At 62.6% G+C, this 16,541-nt stretch carries 13 protein-coding genes and 1 tRNA gene (1 of these 14 running past the window's edge); 6 read left to right on the top strand and 8 right to left on the bottom strand.

Going from position 1 to position 16,541, the window contains the following annotated elements; all coding sequences use genetic code 11:
* Positions 1–31 precede the first annotated feature (31 nt).
* Complete coding sequence (locus tag GHK62_RS18815; protein ID WP_153440654.1) at positions 32–1,327, top strand: MFS transporter; 1,296 nt, start codon at positions 32–34, stop codon at positions 1,325–1,327.
* A 110-nt stretch (positions 1,328–1,437) separates the two neighbouring features.
* Here the strand turns inward: GHK62_RS18815 and GHK62_RS18810 are convergent.
* A tRNA-Arg gene (locus GHK62_RS18810) sits at positions 1,438–1,514 on the bottom strand.
* A gap of 202 nt (positions 1,515–1,716) precedes the next feature.
* Between GHK62_RS18810 and GHK62_RS18805 the strand changes: the two genes are divergently transcribed.
* The 4 genes from GHK62_RS18805 to metH all read left to right on the top strand — a co-directional run bounded on the left by GHK62_RS18805 (position 1,717) and on the right by metH (position 8,262).
* The gene (locus GHK62_RS18805; protein ID WP_153440653.1) at positions 1,717–2,613 is read left to right on the top strand and encodes an ROK family protein; all 897 of its coding nucleotides are present in this window, start codon (positions 1,717–1,719) and stop codon (positions 2,611–2,613) included.
* 27 nt (positions 2,614–2,640) lie between these two features.
* Positions 2,641–3,135 carry a heme-degrading domain-containing protein gene (locus GHK62_RS18800; RefSeq protein ID WP_153440652.1) on the top strand — a complete coding sequence of 165 codons (495 nt, stop codon included), beginning with the start codon at positions 2,641–2,643 and terminating at the stop codon, positions 3,133–3,135.
* 15 nt (positions 3,136–3,150) lie between these two features.
* Complete coding sequence (pmi, locus tag GHK62_RS18795; protein ID WP_153440651.1) at positions 3,151–4,308, top strand: mannose-6-phosphate isomerase Pmi; 1,158 nt, start codon at positions 3,151–3,153, stop codon at positions 4,306–4,308.
* A gap of 180 nt (positions 4,309–4,488) precedes the next feature.
* On the top strand, positions 4,489–8,262 hold the full coding sequence (gene metH / locus GHK62_RS18790; RefSeq protein WP_153440650.1) for a methionine synthase: 3,774 nt from the start codon (positions 4,489–4,491) through the stop codon (positions 8,260–8,262).
* Between the two features lie 79 nt (positions 8,263–8,341).
* Here metH and GHK62_RS18785 read toward each other — a convergent pair whose 3' ends face one another.
* The 7 genes from GHK62_RS18785 to GHK62_RS18755 form a co-directional block, all read right to left on the bottom strand.
* Positions 8,342–9,820, bottom strand: coding sequence for an aldehyde dehydrogenase family protein (locus GHK62_RS18785; RefSeq protein ID WP_153440649.1), 1,479 nt, complete (start codon positions 9,818–9,820; stop codon positions 8,342–8,344).
* Positions 9,821–10,022: 202 nt separating this feature from the next.
* Positions 10,023–11,618, bottom strand: coding sequence for a GMC family oxidoreductase (locus GHK62_RS18780; protein ID WP_153440648.1), 1,596 nt, complete (start codon positions 11,616–11,618; stop codon positions 10,023–10,025).
* Between the two features lie 49 nt (positions 11,619–11,667).
* A complete protein-coding gene (locus tag GHK62_RS18775; protein WP_167528295.1) occupies positions 11,668–12,669 on the bottom strand; it encodes a branched-chain amino acid ABC transporter permease in 1,002 nt (333 codons plus the stop codon).
* Complete coding sequence (locus GHK62_RS18770) at positions 12,662–13,549, bottom strand: branched-chain amino acid ABC transporter permease (RefSeq protein ID WP_153440646.1); 888 nt, start codon at positions 13,547–13,549, stop codon at positions 12,662–12,664. Before GHK62_RS18770 ends, GHK62_RS18775 begins: the two co-directional genes overlap by 8 nt.
* A 3-nt stretch (positions 13,550–13,552) precedes the next feature.
* Positions 13,553–14,254: an ABC transporter ATP-binding protein gene (locus GHK62_RS18765; protein WP_153440645.1), complete on the bottom strand. Its 702-nt coding sequence runs from the start codon at positions 14,252–14,254 to the stop codon at positions 13,553–13,555.
* 1 nt (position 14,255) lies between these two features.
* Positions 14,256–15,038 (bottom strand): ABC transporter ATP-binding protein, encoded by a 783-nt coding sequence (locus tag GHK62_RS18760; protein WP_153440644.1) that lies wholly within the window; start codon positions 15,036–15,038, stop codon positions 14,256–14,258.
* 12 nt (positions 15,039–15,050) lie between these two features.
* Entirely contained in the window at positions 15,051–16,256 is a 1,206-nt protein-coding gene (locus GHK62_RS18755) for a beta-hydroxybutyrate-binding protein (RefSeq protein ID WP_153440664.1), read from the bottom strand.
* A gap of 246 nt (positions 16,257–16,502) precedes the next feature.
* On the opposite strand from GHK62_RS18755, the gene GHK62_RS18750 reads away from it, so the two are divergent.
* Positions 16,503–16,541: the 5' end (the start) of a LysR family transcriptional regulator gene (locus GHK62_RS18750; RefSeq protein ID WP_153440643.1), read on the top strand. Its footprint extends 909 nt past the window's final position; 39 of the gene's 948 nt are visible here — the first part of the coding sequence; its start codon is at positions 16,503–16,505; the stop codon falls past the right edge of the window.

The following is a 16,541-nucleotide window of genomic DNA, read 5'->3' as shown; positions in this document are numbered from 1 at the left end:
CTGCGGCAACGATCAGGAAAGGGATGGTAAGATGATCTCCAATGGCGCCGCCCGCTGGATGTCCGACAGAAACCTTCACTATGGATGGGTGGTTGCGGCCACCACCTTCCTCACCATGCTGGCCACCGCCGGCGCCATGGGCTCGGCCGGCGTAATGATCCAGCCGCTGCACGAGGAGTTTGGCTGGGACATTGCCGATATTTCCTCGGCCATGGCCGTCCGCCTCGTGCTCTTCGGTCTGCTTGGGCCCTTCGCAGCCGCATTCATGAACCATTTCGGCGTGCGGCAAGTGGTCACGACGGCACTGGCGCTCATCATGGGCGGCCTCGTCGTTTCGCTGTTCATGTCCGAAGTCTGGCAACTCGTGGCACTCTGGGGTGTGGTAATCGGGGTCGGCACGGGCATGACGGCGCTCGTGCTCGGCGCGACCGTTGCAACCCGCTGGTTCTCCAAGCGTCGGGGCCTGGTCGTCGGACTGATGACCGCTAGCAACGCAACCGGTCAGCTGGTCTTTCTTCCTCTTCTCGCGGCAATGACCGAAGCCTATGGCTGGCGCGCAGCGCTGACTGTCACCGTTGCGGTCATTGCGGCAGCCATGTTGCTGGTGCTCCTCCTGATGCGTGATTATCCCGCCGATGTCGGCTTGCCTGCCTACGGCGACGCTACGGTGTCGAAGCCGCCGAAACAGGACTACAAGCTGCTGGCGACGCTTGTCTCTCCGCTCCTCGCGCTCCGCGATGCAACCGGCAGTGCCACCTTCTGGGTCCTGTTCGGAACCTTCTTCGTCTGCGGGCTTTCGACGAATGGGCTCATCCAGACGCACTGGATCTCGATCTGCGGCGATTTTGGCATGGCCGCGGTGGCAGCGGCGAGCACGCTGGCTGTGATCGGTATCTTCGACTTCTTTGGGACGATCTTCGCCGGCTGGCTCTCCGACCGCTACGACAACCGCTGGCTGCTCTTCTGGTTCTACGGCCTGCGCGGCTTGTCGTTGATCTATCTATCCGTTTCGGGCTTCAGCTTCGTGGAACTGTCGGTCTTTGCGATCTTCTACGGCCTCGACTGGGTGGCGACCGTGCCGCCGACCGTCAAGATCGCAGCCGAGCAATTCGGCCGTGAAAAAGCTGGCCTCGTTTTCGGCTGGGTGTTTGCCGGCCACCAGCTCGGCGCGGCGACCGCCGCTTTCGGTGCCGGTTACTTCAAGAGCGACTTCGATACCTACATGCCGGCCCTGCAGATTGCCGGCGTCATGTGCACGATCGCCGCGATCTCGGTTCTGCTGTTGAGGAAGCCGGGCTCCGCGACCATGGTGCCACAAGCGGCGTAGGCGCATGGTTTAGGCAACAGAAGGCCCGCTCGACGCGGGCCTTTCGCTGTCTTGATCCGACCGCCTATCGAGCGGCGAGCGTAGTCATGGCAATCTACAAAAGCGGAAAATGGTGATCCCGGCGCGATTCGAACGCGCGACCCCCAGATTAGGAATCTGATGCTCTATCCTGCTGAGCTACGGGACCACTCGGTATAGACCCATACAAAAGCGAGGCTCTTTCGCCAAGTGTTTTTGCAGGGCGTCCTGCCGATTTGCGATGAGCCGCCTCACACTTTTCCGCGTCCCACTCTAGCATCTCCGACATTGCAGATGCTAAGCAAGGCCGGCGGCGGTCGGAGGAGCGTCCTGCCGTTTCCTCGACATCCATCCTGAGATCTGATCCACACATGTTCATCGGAATTGATTGGGGCGGCACGAAAATGGAAGTCATCGCGCTTGATCGCGATGGCGAAACGCGCGCCCGGCACCGTGTCGCAACGCCGACCAGCGGCTATGACGACTGCATTCGCGCCGTGGTCGACCTCGTGGCCGCAGCCGAACAGACGGCCGGCGCTCGGGGAACGATCGGCATCGGCATTCCCGGCAGCCCCAATCCGCGCACCGGCATCGTGCGCAACTCCAATGCCGTTCTCATCAACGGCAAGCCGCTCGGCCGCGATCTCGAGGCCGCCCTCGGCCGCGAGGTGCGGCTTGCCAACGACGCCAATTGCCTTGCCGTTTCCGAGGCGGTCGACGGGGCGGGCAAGGATGCCCGCGTCGTCTTCGGCGTGATCGTCGGCACGGGACACGGCGGCGGGCTTGCGATCGAGAAGAAGGTTCATGCGGGCTACCAGGGGGTTGCCGCCGAGATCGGCCACTATCCGCTGCCCTGGATGACGCGAGCCGAATATCCCGGCCACAAGTGCTGGTGCGGCAAGCTCGGCTGTCTCGACATGTATGCCTGCGGCACCGGGCTGGAACTCGACTATCGTACGACGACGGGGGTCGACCGCCGGGGCAGGGATATCATCGAGGCCAAGCGCGCGGGCGATCCGGCGGCGATCGGTGTCTATCAACGCTTCGTCGATCGTCTTGCCCGCAGCCTGGCGCTACTCACCAATGTGGTCGACCCGGACGTCTTCGTGCTCGGCGGCGGCATGTCCAATGTCGATGAAATCTACGGCGAACTGCCTGCGCTGATTACCAAATACATCTTCGGCGACAGTTTCGAGACGCCGATCCGCAAAGCGGTGCACGGCGATAGTTCCGGCGTGCGCGGCGCCGCCTGGCTCTGGAAGAGCTGATCCCTGACCCGAGAGCGAGGAGATATCATGAACATCGACAACGATCTGCGCCGCATCGCGCTGCAGGAGCGGGAACTGCAGTTCGAGCAGTTCAATCTCGATACGGCCTGGGAGCTCGGCTCGACGCTTCGGCGCATGGCGGCCGAGCGCAAGCTCGGCGTGGTCATCGACATCACGCTTTTTTCCATGCAGGTCTTCTACGCTGCGCTCGAGGGCGCGACGCCGGACAATCCGAACTGGGTCCGGCGCAAGCGCAACACGGTCTTCCGGCTGTTCAAGAGCAGTTACGCGACCGGCCTCAGCCTCTTGAAGCAACAGACGAACCTGCAGGCGAAACTCGGCCTGCCGGACGCCGAATACGCGGCGCATGGCGGCAGTTTCCCGATCGTCGTCAAGGGTACCGGCTGCATCGGCGCCGTTACCGTTTCGGGCCTGCCGCAGCGTGAAGACCATAATCTCGTCGTCGAGGCGCTGGCGGAACTGTTCAAGGCCGACCACGCCGCGCTGAAGCTCGAAGACTGACAGGAACGGACAAGGATGGACATTCATTCTGAGGCGCGCGAACTTGCCGACTGGCTTGCTAATGCCGCCTTGCCGCTTTGGCGGCAAAAGGGTTTCGACGCAGCCGGCGGCGGCTTCGTGGAGACCATCGACATGGAAGGTGAACCGACGCGGGCCGATCGGCGATCGCGCGTGCAGCCGCGGCAGGTTTACTGCTTCGCGGAGGCCGGACGGCGCGGCTGGGCGGGTGACTGGTCCACTGTGGCCGAAGGAGGGCTCGCCTATTTCGATCGTGTCTACCGGCTGCCAAGCGGCTTTTATGGCGCGCTCGCCGACGCAGGCGGCCAGTTGATCGATCCATCTTTCGACCTTTACAACCAAGCCTTCGCGCTGCTTGCCTTCGCCTATCTGGCGCAGGTCTTCCCGGAGCGGAGCGGCGAAATGGCCGAGCGCAGCAACGATCTCAGGCAGAAGCTCGAGACCTATTGCAAGCATCCGATCGCCGGGTTCGAGGAAGACAATCCGTCCCGTCTGCCGCTCGGTTCCAATCCGCACATGCACCTCTTCGAGGCGTGCCTCGCATGCGAGACGGTCGAAGGTTTCGACCGGGTGACCTGGGCCAACCTTGTCGACGAAATCGCGCAGCTGGCGATGGATCGTTTCATCGATGCCGAAACCGGTGCGCTGCGCGAATTCTTTGACGATGATTGGAAGCCTTTTCCCGGCGAGAAGGGCCGCATCGTCGAGCCGGGCCACCAGTTCGAATGGGCGTGGCTCCTGCTTCGCTGGGCCGAGCGGCGCGGCAATGCCGAAGCCATCGTCAAGGCGCGGCGGCTGTTCGAGATCGGTGAGGAACACGGCATCTGCCACAAGCGCGACGTCGCGGTCATGACTCTTCTCGATGATTTCTCGGTCGCCGACCCGGTGGCGCGGCTCTGGCCGCAGACTGAGTGGCTGAAGGCGGCGATCCGTTTCGCCGCCCTGACCGAGGGGAAGGAGCGCGAACGCTACCTCGCCTCGGCGACGCGGGCGTCAGCCGCTCTTGGCCGCTTCCTCGGGACGCCGATCCGCGGCCTCTGGCGCGACAAGCAGCAGGCGGATGGTGCATTTGTCGAGGAGCCCGCGCCGGCGAGCAGCTTCTATCACATTGTCTGCGCGATCTACGAGCTGCAGGATTGTCTGAAGCGGATGTGAGCAAGTTTCGCCAGGTCGCACAATTCAAACCCGCACAACTGCTTTCATCGGGCCTGCCGCAACCGCGGCGGGCCATTTTTATTTGCCGACGGTGAAATTGTGATTGGCGCGTATGTTGACATAAAGATATGTTTATGTGAGTAAATCGAATATTGTCGTTTTCAGAACGGGGGATTTTCCATGCCCGCCATCGACTCCCTCTTCGGAGATGTTTCGCCCAGGCCTGATGGTTCGGAGATCCTTTTGGCGCTGAGAAAAGCGGCTAGCGAACGCATCCTGATCATGGATGGCGCCATGGGCACCGAGATCCAGCAGCTCGGCTTCGCGGAGGATCATTTCCGCGGCGAGCGCTTCGGCGGCTGCTCCTGTCACCAGCAGGGCAACAACGACCTCCTGACGCTGACGCAGCCGAAGGCGATCGAGGACATCCATTACAGCTACGCGATTGCCGGCGCCGATATTCTCGAAACCAACACCTTCTCCTCGACCCGCATCGCCCAGGCTGACTACGGCATGGAGGATATGGTCTACGAGCTCAACCGCGACGGGGCACGGCTGGCGCGGCGCGCGGCGAAGCGTGCGCAGGCGGAAGACGGCAAGCGGCGTTTCGTCGCCGGCGCGCTCGGACCCACCAACCGCACGGCGTCGATTTCCCCTGATGTCAACAATCCCGGCTACCGCGCCGTCACCTTTGATGATCTGAGGCTTGCCTATGGCGAACAGGTCCGCGGCCTGATCGACGGCGGCGCCGACATTATTCTGATCGAGACGATCTTCGACACGCTGAACGCCAAGGCGGCGATTTTTGCCACACAGGAGGTCTTCGCCGAGAAGAGGATTCACCTGCCGGTGATGATCTCCGGCACGATCACCGACCTTTCCGGCCGCACGCTTTCCGGCCAGACGCCGACCGCCTTCTGGCACTCGGTCCGGCACGCCGTCCCCTTCACCATTGGGCTAAACTGTGCGCTCGGCGCAAGCGCCATGCGCGCCCATATCGACGAGCTTTCCTCGGTTGCCGATACGCTCGTCTGCGCCTATCCGAATGCCGGCCTGCCAAATGAATTCGGCCGCTATGACGAAACTCCCGAAGCGATGGCGGCTGAGATCGAGGGCTTCGCCCGTGACGGGCTCGTCAACATCGTCGGCGGCTGCTGCGGTTCGACGCCGGCTCATATCCGAGCGATTGCCGAGGCCGCCGGCAAATACCCGCCGCGTCAGGTCCCGGAAATCGAACGGCATATGCGGCTTTCCGGCCTGGAGCCGTTCACGCTTACCGAGGACATTCCCTTCGTCAATGTCGGCGAACGCACCAACGTGACCGGCTCTGCCAAGTTCCGGAAGCTCATCACCGTCGGCGACTACGCGGCGGCACTCGATGTCGCGCGCGATCAGGTCGCGAATGGCGCCCAGATCATCGACATCAACATGGATGAGGGCCTGATCGATTCGACCCAGGCGATGGTCGACTTCCTGAACCTCGTTGCCTCCGAGCCCGATATCGCCCGTGTTCCGGTGATGATCGATTCGTCCAAATGGGAAGTCATCGAGGCGGGCCTCAAATGCGTGCAGGGCAAGGCGCTGGTGAACTCCATCTCGCTCAAGGAAGGCGAGGAGGCGTTCCTGCATCATGCGCGTCTGGTGCGCGCCTATGGCGCGGCGGTCGTGGTGATGGCCTTCGACGAGAGCGGTCAGGCCGATACCAGGACACGCAAGGTGGAGATCTGCAAGCGGGCCTATCGGCTGCTCACCGAAAAGGTGGGCTTCCCGCCTGAGGACATCATCTTCGATCCGAACATCTTTGCGGTCGCGACAGGCATCGAAGAACATAACAACTACGGTGTCGATTTCATCGAGGCGACGGGCGAGATCATCGCGACGCTGCCGCATGTCCATGTCTCGGGCGGCGTGTCGAACCTTTCCTTCTCCTTCCGCGGCAACGAACCGGTGCGCGAGGCAATGCACGCCGTGTTCCTCTACCACGCGATCCAGGCGGGCATGGACATGGGTATCGTCAATGCCGGCCAGCTCGCCGTCTATGACACGATCGATCCGGAGCTGCGCGAAGCCTGCGAGGATGTGGTCCTGAACCGCCGGGCCGATGCGACCGAGCGCATGCTGGAGATTGCAGAGCGCTATCGCGGGCAGGGCGGCGCGCAGGGCCGCGAGAAGGATCTCTCCTGGCGCGAATGGCCGGTCGAAAAGCGGCTGGAGCATGCGCTCGTCAACGGTATCAACGAATTTATCGAGGTCGACACCGATGAGGCTCGGCTTGGCGCCGAGCGGCCGCTGCATGTCATCGAGGGGCCGCTGATGGCCGGCATGAACGTCGTCGGCGACCTCTTCGGCTCGGGCAAGATGTTCCTGCCGCAGGTGGTGAAGTCGGCGCGTGTGATGAAGCAGGCGGTCGCCGTGCTGTTGCCGTACATGGAGGCGGAGAAGCGCGCCAATGGCGGTGACGGCGCGCGCGAGAGCGCCGGCAAGATCCTGATGGCGACCGTCAAGGGCGACGTGCACGACATCGGCAAGAACATCGTCGGCGTCGTGCTCGCCTGCAACAATTACGAGATCATCGACCTCGGCGTCATGGTGCCGTCTGCGAAGATCCTTGAGGTGGCGAAGGAGCAGAAGGTCGACATCATCGGGCTTTCCGGCCTCATTACGCCTTCGCTCGATGAAATGGTCCACGTCGCCTCCGAACTCGAGCGCGAGGGGTTCGACATCCCGCTTCTGATCGGCGGGGCGACGACGAGCCGCGTGCACACCGCCGTGAAGATCAATCCGCGCTACAACCTGGGCCAGACGGTTCATGTCAACGACGCCAGCCGCGCGGTCGGGGTCGTTTCCAGTCTGCTCTCTCCGGACGCGCGCAATGGTTACATGGAGACCGTGCGCGCCGAATATCACAAGGTGGCCGATACGCACGCACGCAACGAGGCGGAGAAGCGCCGTCTGCCGCTGTCGCAGGCACGGGCCAATGCGCAGAAGCTCGATTGGGCAACCTATCGACCGAAGGCGCCCTCCTTCCTCGGAGCCCGCGTTTTCGAGAACTGGGACCTCGCGGAGCTTGCGGGCTACATCGACTGGACGCCGTTCTTCCAGACCTGGGAGCTTAAGGGCGTCTATCCGAAGATCCTCGACGACGAGAACCAGGGGCCGGCGGCGCGCCAGCTCTTCGACGACGCGCAAGCGATGCTCCGGCAGATCGTCGCCGAAAAATGGTTCGCGCCGAAGGCCGTGGTCGGGTTCTGGCCAGCGGGCGCGGTTGGTGACGACATCCGCCTGTTCACGGATGAGACGCGCGACGCGGAACTCGCGACGTTCTTCACCCTGCGACAGCAATTGGTGAAGCGTGACGGGCGGCCGAATCTTGCCCTTGCCGACTTCGTGGCGCCTGTCGACAGCGGCGCAAGAGACTATCTCGGCGGCTTCGTGGTGACCGCCGGCATCGAGGAGGTGGCGATCGCCGAGCGTTTCGAGCGCGCCAACGACGATTATTCCTCGATCCTGGTCAAGGCGCTTGCCGACCGTTTCGCCGAGGCGTTTGCCGAGCGCATGCACGAATATGTGCGCAAGGAGCTCTGGGGTTATGCCGCCGATGAAACCTTCACGCCAGAGGAACTGATCGGCGAGCCCTATGCCGGCATCCGCCCCGCGCCCGGCTATCCGGCGCAGCCCGATCACACGGAAAAGGAAACGCTTTTCCGTCTCCTCGACGCCGAGGCGTCGATCGGCGTCCGGCTCACGGAGAACTATGCGATGTGGCCGGGCTCGTCGGTTTCCGGCCTCTACGTTGGCCATCCGGACGCCTATTATTTCGGCGTCGCCAAGATCGAGCGCGACCAGGTCGAGGACTATGCCGAGCGCAAGGCGATGAGTGTTCGCGAAGTCGAACGCTGGCTGTCGCCGATCCTCAACTACGTGCCGATACCGGAGGCTGAGGCGGCGGAGTAGTGGGCCGAACCGATCTCGTTCGGGTGCCGCTCTACTCCGCGCGGTACCCGCTGTCGCCGCAACGAGCACAGCGCCGCGCTCACCCCTTGATATACCAGCCCCAGGGTTCGTCGGCGTCGAAGCTGGTGATCTGCTTCACCTCCAGATAATTGGCGAGCCCCCAGCGGCCGAGTTCGCGGCCGATGCCGGATTGCTTGTAGCCGCCCCATGGTGCTTCGGTGAAGGTCGGCTGCGAGCAGTTGACCCAGACGACGCCGGCGCGGAAGGCGCGGGCGACGCGTTCGCAGCGCGCCCTGTCCTCGGACATGACCGCGGCGGCGAGGCCGAAGCGGCTGTCATTGGCAAGGCGGATCGCCTCCTCTTCGTCGCTGAACGGCATGACGCAGACGACCGGTCCGAAGATTTCCTCGCGCCAGACGAAGCTGTCCGCGGTCATGTCCGTCAGCACCGTCGGTTCGATGAAATAGCCGCTGTCGAAGCCGGCCGGGCGGCGGCCGCCGGTGGCCACGGTTGCGCCGTCCAGTCGCGCCCGCTCGATCGCGGCGAGGATCTTGTCATATTGCCCCTTGGAGACGATCGGGCCGAGCAACGTGCCCTCGTCGAGGCCGTTGCCAATCCTGATCTTCGCCGCTTCCTCGGTCAGCCTTTTTAGAACAGCATCGTAGATCGGCTCTTCCACCAGGACGCGCGACGTCGCGGAGCAGACTTGCCCCTGGTTCCAGAAGATGCCGAACATGATCCATTCGACCGCCTTCTCGATATCACTGTCGGCGAAGACGACGAAGGGCGATTTGCCGCCGAGCTCGAGGCTGATGTTCTTGATGTCCTGCGCCCCCGCCATCATGACCTTGCGGCCGGTCGGGACCGAGCCGGTAAAGGCAAGCTTGTCGACGAGCGGATGTTCGGTCAGCGGCTCGCCGGCATCCGGTCCGGTGCCGGTAACGATGTTGAGAACCCCGGGCGGCAGCTCGATTTCTTCGGCGATCCTGCCGAGCTCGAGTGCCGTCAGCGGGGTGAGTTCGGATGGTTTCAGCACGATGGTGCAGGCGGCGGCAAGCGCGGGGGCGACCTTCCAGGCGACCATCAGCAGCGGGTAGTTCCAGGGCGTGATGGCGCCAACGACGCCGACCGGTTCGCGAACGGCTTTCGACGAGAACCGGGTATCTGCGATGGCGATCGATTCCTCGGCATTGGTGTCGAGCTCTTCGGCGAGGCCCGCATAGTAGTTGAAGCAGCCGGCCGCGTCGTCGATATCCCAGAGCGCTTCCGACAGCGGCTTGCCGTTGTTTGCGACTTCGAGCCTTGCGAGCGCGTGGCGTCGCTCGTCGATCTTTTGGGCGATCGCCCGAAGATAGCGGGCTCGTTCAGCGCCCGTCAGCTTCGGCCAGGGACCGCTGTCGAACGCGATGCGAGCCGCCTTCACAGCGTGATCGATGTCGTTGGAGGTCCCCGCCGCCGCCTTGCAGATCACCTCTTCCGTCGCCGGATTGATGACGTCGATCGTACCGCCCTTGCGCGGTTTTTCCCATTTTCCGTCGATGAAAAGCTTATCCTGCATGCCCATTCCCCATTCGTAGCATGCTACAGCATGTTTCCCTTAAATCGGAGCCGATTTAAGCGACGAAAACATGCAGCAATTCAAAGTGCTACAGCGGCCTCTGTGCACCGGAGTTCTGCGCCGCGCCATTCTTCGAGGTGGACGCGCGTGGTCACGAGGCGCGTCGAATGGCTCTGCCCGCGTCACAGGGTTGTTGCGGGCCTCATCGGTTGGCCGCAACAATCATCTCCGCAGCCTTTTCCGCGATCATGATCGTCGGCGAATTGGTGTTGCCGGACGTGATCGTCGGCATGATCGAGGCATCGGCAACACGCAATCCCTTGAGCCCGCGCAGGCGCAGTTCGGGGTCGACGACGCTCTCTGAGTCGGCGCCCATGCGGCAGGTGCCGACCGGGTGGAAGATCGTCGTGCCGATATCGCCGGCAGCGCGCGTCAGATCCTCGTCCGTTTCGTAAGCCGGACCTGGCTTGAACTCGATCGGATTGAAGCAGGCAAAGGCGGGCTGCGAGACGATGCGGCGGGTGAGACGGATCGCCTTGACCGCCACGTCGCGGTCGGCTTCGGCAGTCAGATAGCGGGGACGGATGTCGGGTGCGGCTGCGAAATCCGGTCCCTTCAGATGCACCGAGCCGCGACTTTCCGGCCTCAGATTGCAGACGCTGGCGGTGATCGCCGGGAAGGGGTGCACCGGTTCGCCGAATTTTTCGAGCGTGACCGGCTGGACGTGGTACTCCAGATCCGGGGTCTCCTTCTCCGGGCCCGAGCGGGTAAAGATGCCGAGCTGGCTCGGCGCCATCGCCATCGGACCGGAACGGCGGACGAGGTATTCGAGGCCGATCGCCGCCTTGCCGAGAAGCGAGCTTGCCTTTTCGTTGAGCGTCGGAACGCCGGTGACCTTGTAGGCGAGGCGCAGTTGCAGGTGGTCCTGCAGGTTCTCGCCGACGCTGGGCAGTTCGTGGCGCACTTCGATGCCGTTTTGGTGCAGGATATCGGGTCGGCCGATGCCGGAGAGTTCGAGAATATGCGGCGAGCCGATCGAACCGGCCGAAAGCACGGTTTCACGCCCCGCCAGCGCGCGCTTGGTGACGCCGTCATGCTGGAACTCGACGCCGGCAACGCGGCCTTCCTCAAGGATCAGCCTCTTCACATGCGCCTTTGTGAGGATCACGAGATTGCGCCGATATCGGGCAGGCTTGAGGAATGCCTTGGCCGTGTTCCACCGGACACCGGAGCGCTGGTTGACGTCGAAATAGCCGGAGCCTTCGTTGCTGCCGCGATTGAAATCCTCCGTTTCGGGAATGCCCGCTTCACTCGCCGCCTTCTGAAAGGCATCGAGCACCGCCCAGCGGACGCGCGCCTTTTCGACCCGCCATTCGCCGCCCGCGCCATGCATGTCGTCGGCGCCGCGATAGTGGTCCTCGGATTTCCTGAAAAGCGGCAGCACGTCCTCCCAGCTCCAGCCGGCACAGCCGAGCTGCCGCCAGAGATCATAGTCGCGCGCCTGGCCGCGCATGTAGATCATGCCGTTGATCGAGGAGCAGCCGCCGAGCACCTTGCCGCGTGGGTAGAAGAGCGAACGACCGTTGAGGCCCTCTTCCGCGGCGGTCGTGAAGCACCAGTCCGTGCGGGGATTGTTGATGCAGTAGAGATAGCCGACCGGAATATGAATCCAGTGATAGTTGTCGCTGCCGCCGGCTTCGAGCAGCAGAACGCGGCGATCCGGATTCTCCGAGAGACGGTTTGCAAGCACGCAGCCGGCGCTACCCGCTCCGACGACGATGTAGTCGAACGTGTCCATGAGCTTTCTCTAATTTCCCGGCCCAGCGCTCGGCGCCGGGCGATAGGCGTCAATGCTTGTGGCGATACTCGAAGCCGAGCTTGCGGCCGAGGCGCGAGTTATAGAACTCTCCGACAATGCCGCGGCGGAAAAGCAGCACGCAGGCCATGAAGACAAGGCCGGTGATGATCGTGACCGGGAATTCCGACGTTGCCAGGTAGTTCTGAAGCGTGACGACGAGACCCGCGCCGAAGAGCGGCCCGATCAGCGTGCCGATGCCGCCGAGAAGCGTCATCAGGATGACTTCGCCCGACATCTGCCAGCCGACATCGGTCAGCGTCGCGAACTGGAATACGATCGCCTTCAAGCCGCCGGCAAGCCCAGTAAGCGCCGCCGACATAACGAAGGCGGCGAGCTTATAGTTCGCGACGGAATAGCCGAGCGAGATGGCACGCGTTTCGTTCTCGCGGATCGACTTCAGGATCATGCCGAAGGGCGAGTTGATGATCCGCCAGATGACAGCGATGCTGATGACAAATACAGCGAGCACGAAGTAGTACATGTTCGTCGACTGGGAGAGATCGATGAAGCCCAAAAGATGGCCGCGCGGTACCGACTGGATCCCGTCTTCGCCATGCGTGAACTCGGCCTGCAGGCAAAAGAAGTAGAACATCTGCGCCAGCGCCAGCGTGATCATCGCGAAATAGATGCCCTGGCGGCGAATGGCGAAGAAGCCGATGATCGCGCCGAGGAGCGCTGCGCCAGCGACACCGGCAAGGATGCCGAGTTCCGGCGGCACGCCCCATTCCTTGACGACGTGGGCGGTGAAATAGGCCGCGCCGCCGAAGAAGGCGGCATGGCCGAACGAGAGCAGCCCCGTATAGCCGAGCAACAGATTGAAGGCGCAGGCAAAGAGCGCGAAGCACAGAAGCTTCATCAGGAAGACGGGGTAGAAGAACAAGGGGGCGAGCAGCAGAAGCGCGAGCCCGGCGCCGAGAAAGATCGTCTGCGCGACGACCGGCGAGCGTTCCTTCTGCTTCTCAAGTTCAAGTGTCAGCGTCATATCAAGCATCCCGGCCGAAGAGGCCCGCGGGTCTCAGCAGGAGAACAATGGCCATGATCACGAAGATCACGATATTGGAGGCTTCCGGATAGAAGACTTTGGTCAGCCCCTCGGCAACGCCGAGCATGTAGCCGGTGATGATCGCCCCCATGATCGAGCCCATGCCACCAACGACCACGACGGCAAAGACGATGATGATGATGTTCGATCCCATCAGCGGTGAGACCTGGTAGATCGGTGCGGCCAGCACGCCGGCAAGCGCCGCGAGCGCCGCCCCGAGACCGTAGGTCAGTGTCAGCAAGAACGGCACGTTGATGCCGAAGGACTGCACCAGCACCGGATTCTCCGTTGCCGCGCGCAGGTAGGAGCCGAGCTTGGTCTTCTCGATGACCAGCCACGTGCCGAGGCACACGGCGAGCGAAAAGACGATGACCCAGCCGCGATAGATGGGCAGGAACATGAAGCCGAGATTAGTGCCGCCCACAAGCAGTGCCGGCGTCGCATAGGGCTGACCGGAGGCGCCGTAAAGATAGCGAAACGTTCCCTCGACGGTCAAAGCCAGGCCGAAGGTGAAGAGCAGACCGTAGAGCGGGTCGAGCGAATAAAGGCGCCTCAGCATGGTGCGCTCCATCGCGGCGCCCAGAAGACCAACGAGAAGCGGCGCGAGAATTAGCGCCGGCCAATAGCCGATGCCGAAATGCGACAAGAGCATCCAGGCGGCAAAGGCGCCCAGCATGTATTGCGCGCCATGGGCGAAGTTGATGACGCGCAACAGGCCGAAGATGATCGCAAGGCCGAGGCTCAACAATGCATAGAAGGAGCCGTTGATGAGCCCGATCAGGAGCTGCCCGAGAAAGGCCTGCAGCGGAATTCCGAAAATCATGGTCATCGCTTAGACTCCGAGCACATCATGCAGCATGTCCATGCGTTGGGAAAGTTCCGAAACCGGGAACTCGCCGGCGACGCGGCCATGGTCCATGAGGTAGAAGCGGTCGGCGACCTTGCTGGCGAAGCGGAAATTCTGCTCGACGATGAGGACGGTCATGCCGCGCTCCTTCAGCTTCTTCAAGACCTCGCCGATCCGCTGGACGATCACCGGGGCAAGCCCTTCGGTCGGCTCATCGAGCAGCATCATCCGGACTCCGGTTCTAAGGATACGGGCAATCGCCAGCATCTGCTGTTCGCCGCCGGAAAGCTTGGTTCCCTGGCTGTTGCGACGCTCGTAGAGGTTCGGGAAAAGCTCGAAAATCTCGTCCATGGTCATGCCGCCCCTGGCGACCGCCGGCGGCAGCAGCAGGTTTTCGTAGACGGACAGGGTTGAGAAAATGCCGCGCTCTTCGGGAATGAAACCGAGGCCGCGATGGGCGACGCGGTGGAGGGGCACGCGGATCAGATCCTCGCCGGCGAAGCTGATCTCGCCTTTTCGTTCGCGCACGATCCCCATGATGGCACGCAGCGTCGTTGTCTTGCCGACGCCGTTGCGGCCGAGCAGCGTGACCATCTCACCCTCGCCGACAGTCATGTCGACGCCGTGCAGAATATGGCTTTCGCCGTACCAGGCATTGAGGCCCGAGACCTTGAGGAGCGGTTTCATGTCAGGCTTCCTCCGTGCCCATATAGGCGGTGCGCACGCGTGGATCCTCCGACACGGCGGCATAATCGCCCTCGGCGAGAATTTCGCCGCGCTGCAGCACGGTGACATGATGGCAGAGTGTAGCGACGACGGAGAGATTGTGCTCGACCATCAGAACCGCGCGTTCGCGCGCCACTTCGCGGATGATCTCGGCGACCATGCCGACGTCCTCGTGGCCCATTCCGGCCATCGGTTCGTCCAGCAAGAGCACCTTCGGATCGAGCGCCAGCGTCGTCGCGATCTCGAGCACGCGTTTGCGGCCATAGGAAAGATCGGCGGCGATGGCGTTGCGCTCCTTTTCGAGGCCGACGGAGCGGATCAACTGGTCGGCCTTGGCGTTCAAGGCCTCGAGTGCGGAAAGCGGCTTCCAGAATTGTGTCGCAAGGTTGTTCGGCCGCTGCAGGGCCACGCGCACATTGTCGAGCACCGTCAGGTGAGGGAATACCGCCGAGATCTGGAACGAGCGGACGAGGCCCATGCGTGCGACCTTGTCCGGGGCAGTGTTGGTGATGTCTTCCCCGAGCAGCGTGATCGTGCCGTGCGTCGGCTGCAGGAACTTGGTCAGCAGGTTGAACACGGTGGTCTTGCCGGCCCCGTTCGGGCCGATCAGCGCATGCACGCGGGCATGATGAACATCGAGATCGACATCCTTGACGGCGGTAAAGCCGCCGAAGTCACGGCGGAGACCGCGGGCGGACAATACCACCCGCGGCGCTCCATTCTGCAAAGGCATGGTCGCGGTCATCGATCCGGCCGATCAGGACTTCACGAGATCGCAGCCGCTTTTGGCCGGGTCAATGAAGGCGTCCTTGCCGGGGATGGTCGCGAGAACCTTGAAGTAGTCCCAGGGCTCCTTGCTCTCGTCGGGCTTCTTGACCTCGAGCAGGTACATGTCGTGTATCATCCGGCCGTTCGGCGCAACCGTACCGTTCTTGGCGAAGATGTCGTCTATGGGGAGCGCATGCAGTTCCTTGGAGACCGCGTCGGCATCGTCAGTGCCGGCCTTTTCGATCGCCTTCAGATATTGCAGCACGGCCGAATAGGTGCCGGCATGCACCATGTTCGGCATTTTGCCTGTGCGCTCCATGAAGCGCTTGCCGAATTTCGCGCTCTCCTCGTCGCGGTTCCAGTAGAAGCCCTCGGTGAGCGTCAGCCCTTGAGCGGCTTCAAGCCCGAGGCCGTGGACCTCGGCGAGCGTGAAGAGCAGGGCGGCGAGGCGCTGGCCGCCCTGGACGATGCCGAACTCGGCGGCCTGCTTGATAGCATTCGAGGTATCGAGGCCGGCATTGGCAAGCCCGATCACCTTGGCGCCGGAGGACTGCGCCTGCAGCAGGAATGAGGAGAAATCGGTGGTCGCCAGCGGATGCCGGACGGCGCCGACGACCGAGCCGCCGTTTTCCTTGACATAGTTCGCGGTGTTTTCTTCGAGCGAATAGCCGAAGGCGTAATCGGCCGTCAGGAAGAACCAGCTGTCGCCGCCTTGCTTTACGAGCGCGCCGCCCGTACCCACGGCAAGCGAATGGGTGTCATAGGCCCAATGGAAGCCATAGGGGCTGCATTGCTTGCCGGTGAGCTCGGTCGTCGCCGCTCCGGTAACGATGTCGATCTTCTTCTTTTCCTTGGAGATCGCCTGAACCGCGAGCGCCACGGACGACGTGGTCAGTTCCATGATGCTGTCGACCTGCTCGGTATCGTACCATTGCCGGGCGATATTGGAGGCGATGTCAGGCTTGTTCTGATGGTCGGCTGTCACCACTTCGACCGGCACACCGAGCACCTTGCCGCCGAAATCCTCGACTGCCATCAGCGCCGCCTCGTAGGAAGATTTGCCGCCGAAATCGGCGTAGACGCCGGATTGGTCGTTGAGAATGCCGATCTTGACCTTACCGTCGGAAGCGTCGGCGAGTGCCGCGGTGCTGCTTGCGAGCACCATCGCAAGCGTGGCGATCAGTTTCTTGTGCATCATGTCTCCTCCCAGGACTGTCAGCAGCGGCGGGCGAATTGTCGCGAAAACGCGCGACGGCTCCGATACGCCTTTCGGCGACATCGGCAAGGAATTCGATCCGCTTCTCTTTGTTCAAAATTGGCCAGACATGCTCCTCAAATGTCGGCTCAATGCTTACAATCCCGAAATTTTTGCTTGGATGCAAGCGGCCAGATCCGTAAATTATAAACAGGGTCTGTTCATTTTCGAACAGAGGGGGCGAATATGAATCCGAACTTCACCTGGGATGACCTGCAATTCTTC

It is taken from the genome of Sinorhizobium terangae, assembly GCF_009601505.1.
Classification (GTDB): Bacteria; Pseudomonadota; Alphaproteobacteria; order Rhizobiales; family Rhizobiaceae; genus Sinorhizobium; species Sinorhizobium terangae.
This window is presented reverse-complemented; position numbering and strand designations above follow the sequence as displayed.

Coding starts and splice junctions, on each gene's coding strand:
- GHK62_RS18760 (WP_153440644.1), bottom strand. CDS start 15,038: ATGACCGCGACCATGCCTTTGCAGAATGGAGCGCCGCGGGTGGTATTG.
- GHK62_RS18805 (WP_153440653.1), top strand. CDS start 1,717: ATGTTCATCGGAATTGATTGGGGCGGCACGAAAATGGAAGTCATCGCG.
- GHK62_RS18785 (WP_153440649.1), bottom strand. CDS start 9,820: ATGCAGGATAAGCTTTTCATCGACGGAAAATGGGAAAAACCGCGCAAG.
- GHK62_RS18800 (WP_153440652.1), top strand. CDS start 2,641: ATGAACATCGACAACGATCTGCGCCGCATCGCGCTGCAGGAGCGGGAA.
- GHK62_RS18770 (WP_153440646.1), bottom strand. CDS start 13,549: ATGACCATGATTTTCGGAATTCCGCTGCAGGCCTTTCTCGGGCAGCTC.
- metH (WP_153440650.1), top strand. CDS start 4,489: ATGCCCGCCATCGACTCCCTCTTCGGAGATGTTTCGCCCAGGCCTGAT.
- GHK62_RS18815 (WP_153440654.1), top strand. CDS start 32: ATGATCTCCAATGGCGCCGCCCGCTGGATGTCCGACAGAAACCTTCAC.
- GHK62_RS18755 (WP_153440664.1), bottom strand. CDS start 16,256: ATGCACAAGAAACTGATCGCCACGCTTGCGATGGTGCTCGCAAGCAGC.
- GHK62_RS18780 (WP_153440648.1), bottom strand. CDS start 11,618: ATGGACACGTTCGACTACATCGTCGTCGGAGCGGGTAGCGCCGGCTGC.
- GHK62_RS18765 (WP_153440645.1), bottom strand. CDS start 14,254: ATGAAACCGCTCCTCAAGGTCTCGGGCCTCAATGCCTGGTACGGCGAA.
- GHK62_RS18775 (WP_167528295.1), bottom strand. CDS start 12,669: ATGCTTGATATGACGCTGACACTTGAACTTGAGAAGCAGAAGGAACGC.
- pmi (WP_153440651.1), top strand. CDS start 3,151: ATGGACATTCATTCTGAGGCGCGCGAACTTGCCGACTGGCTTGCTAAT.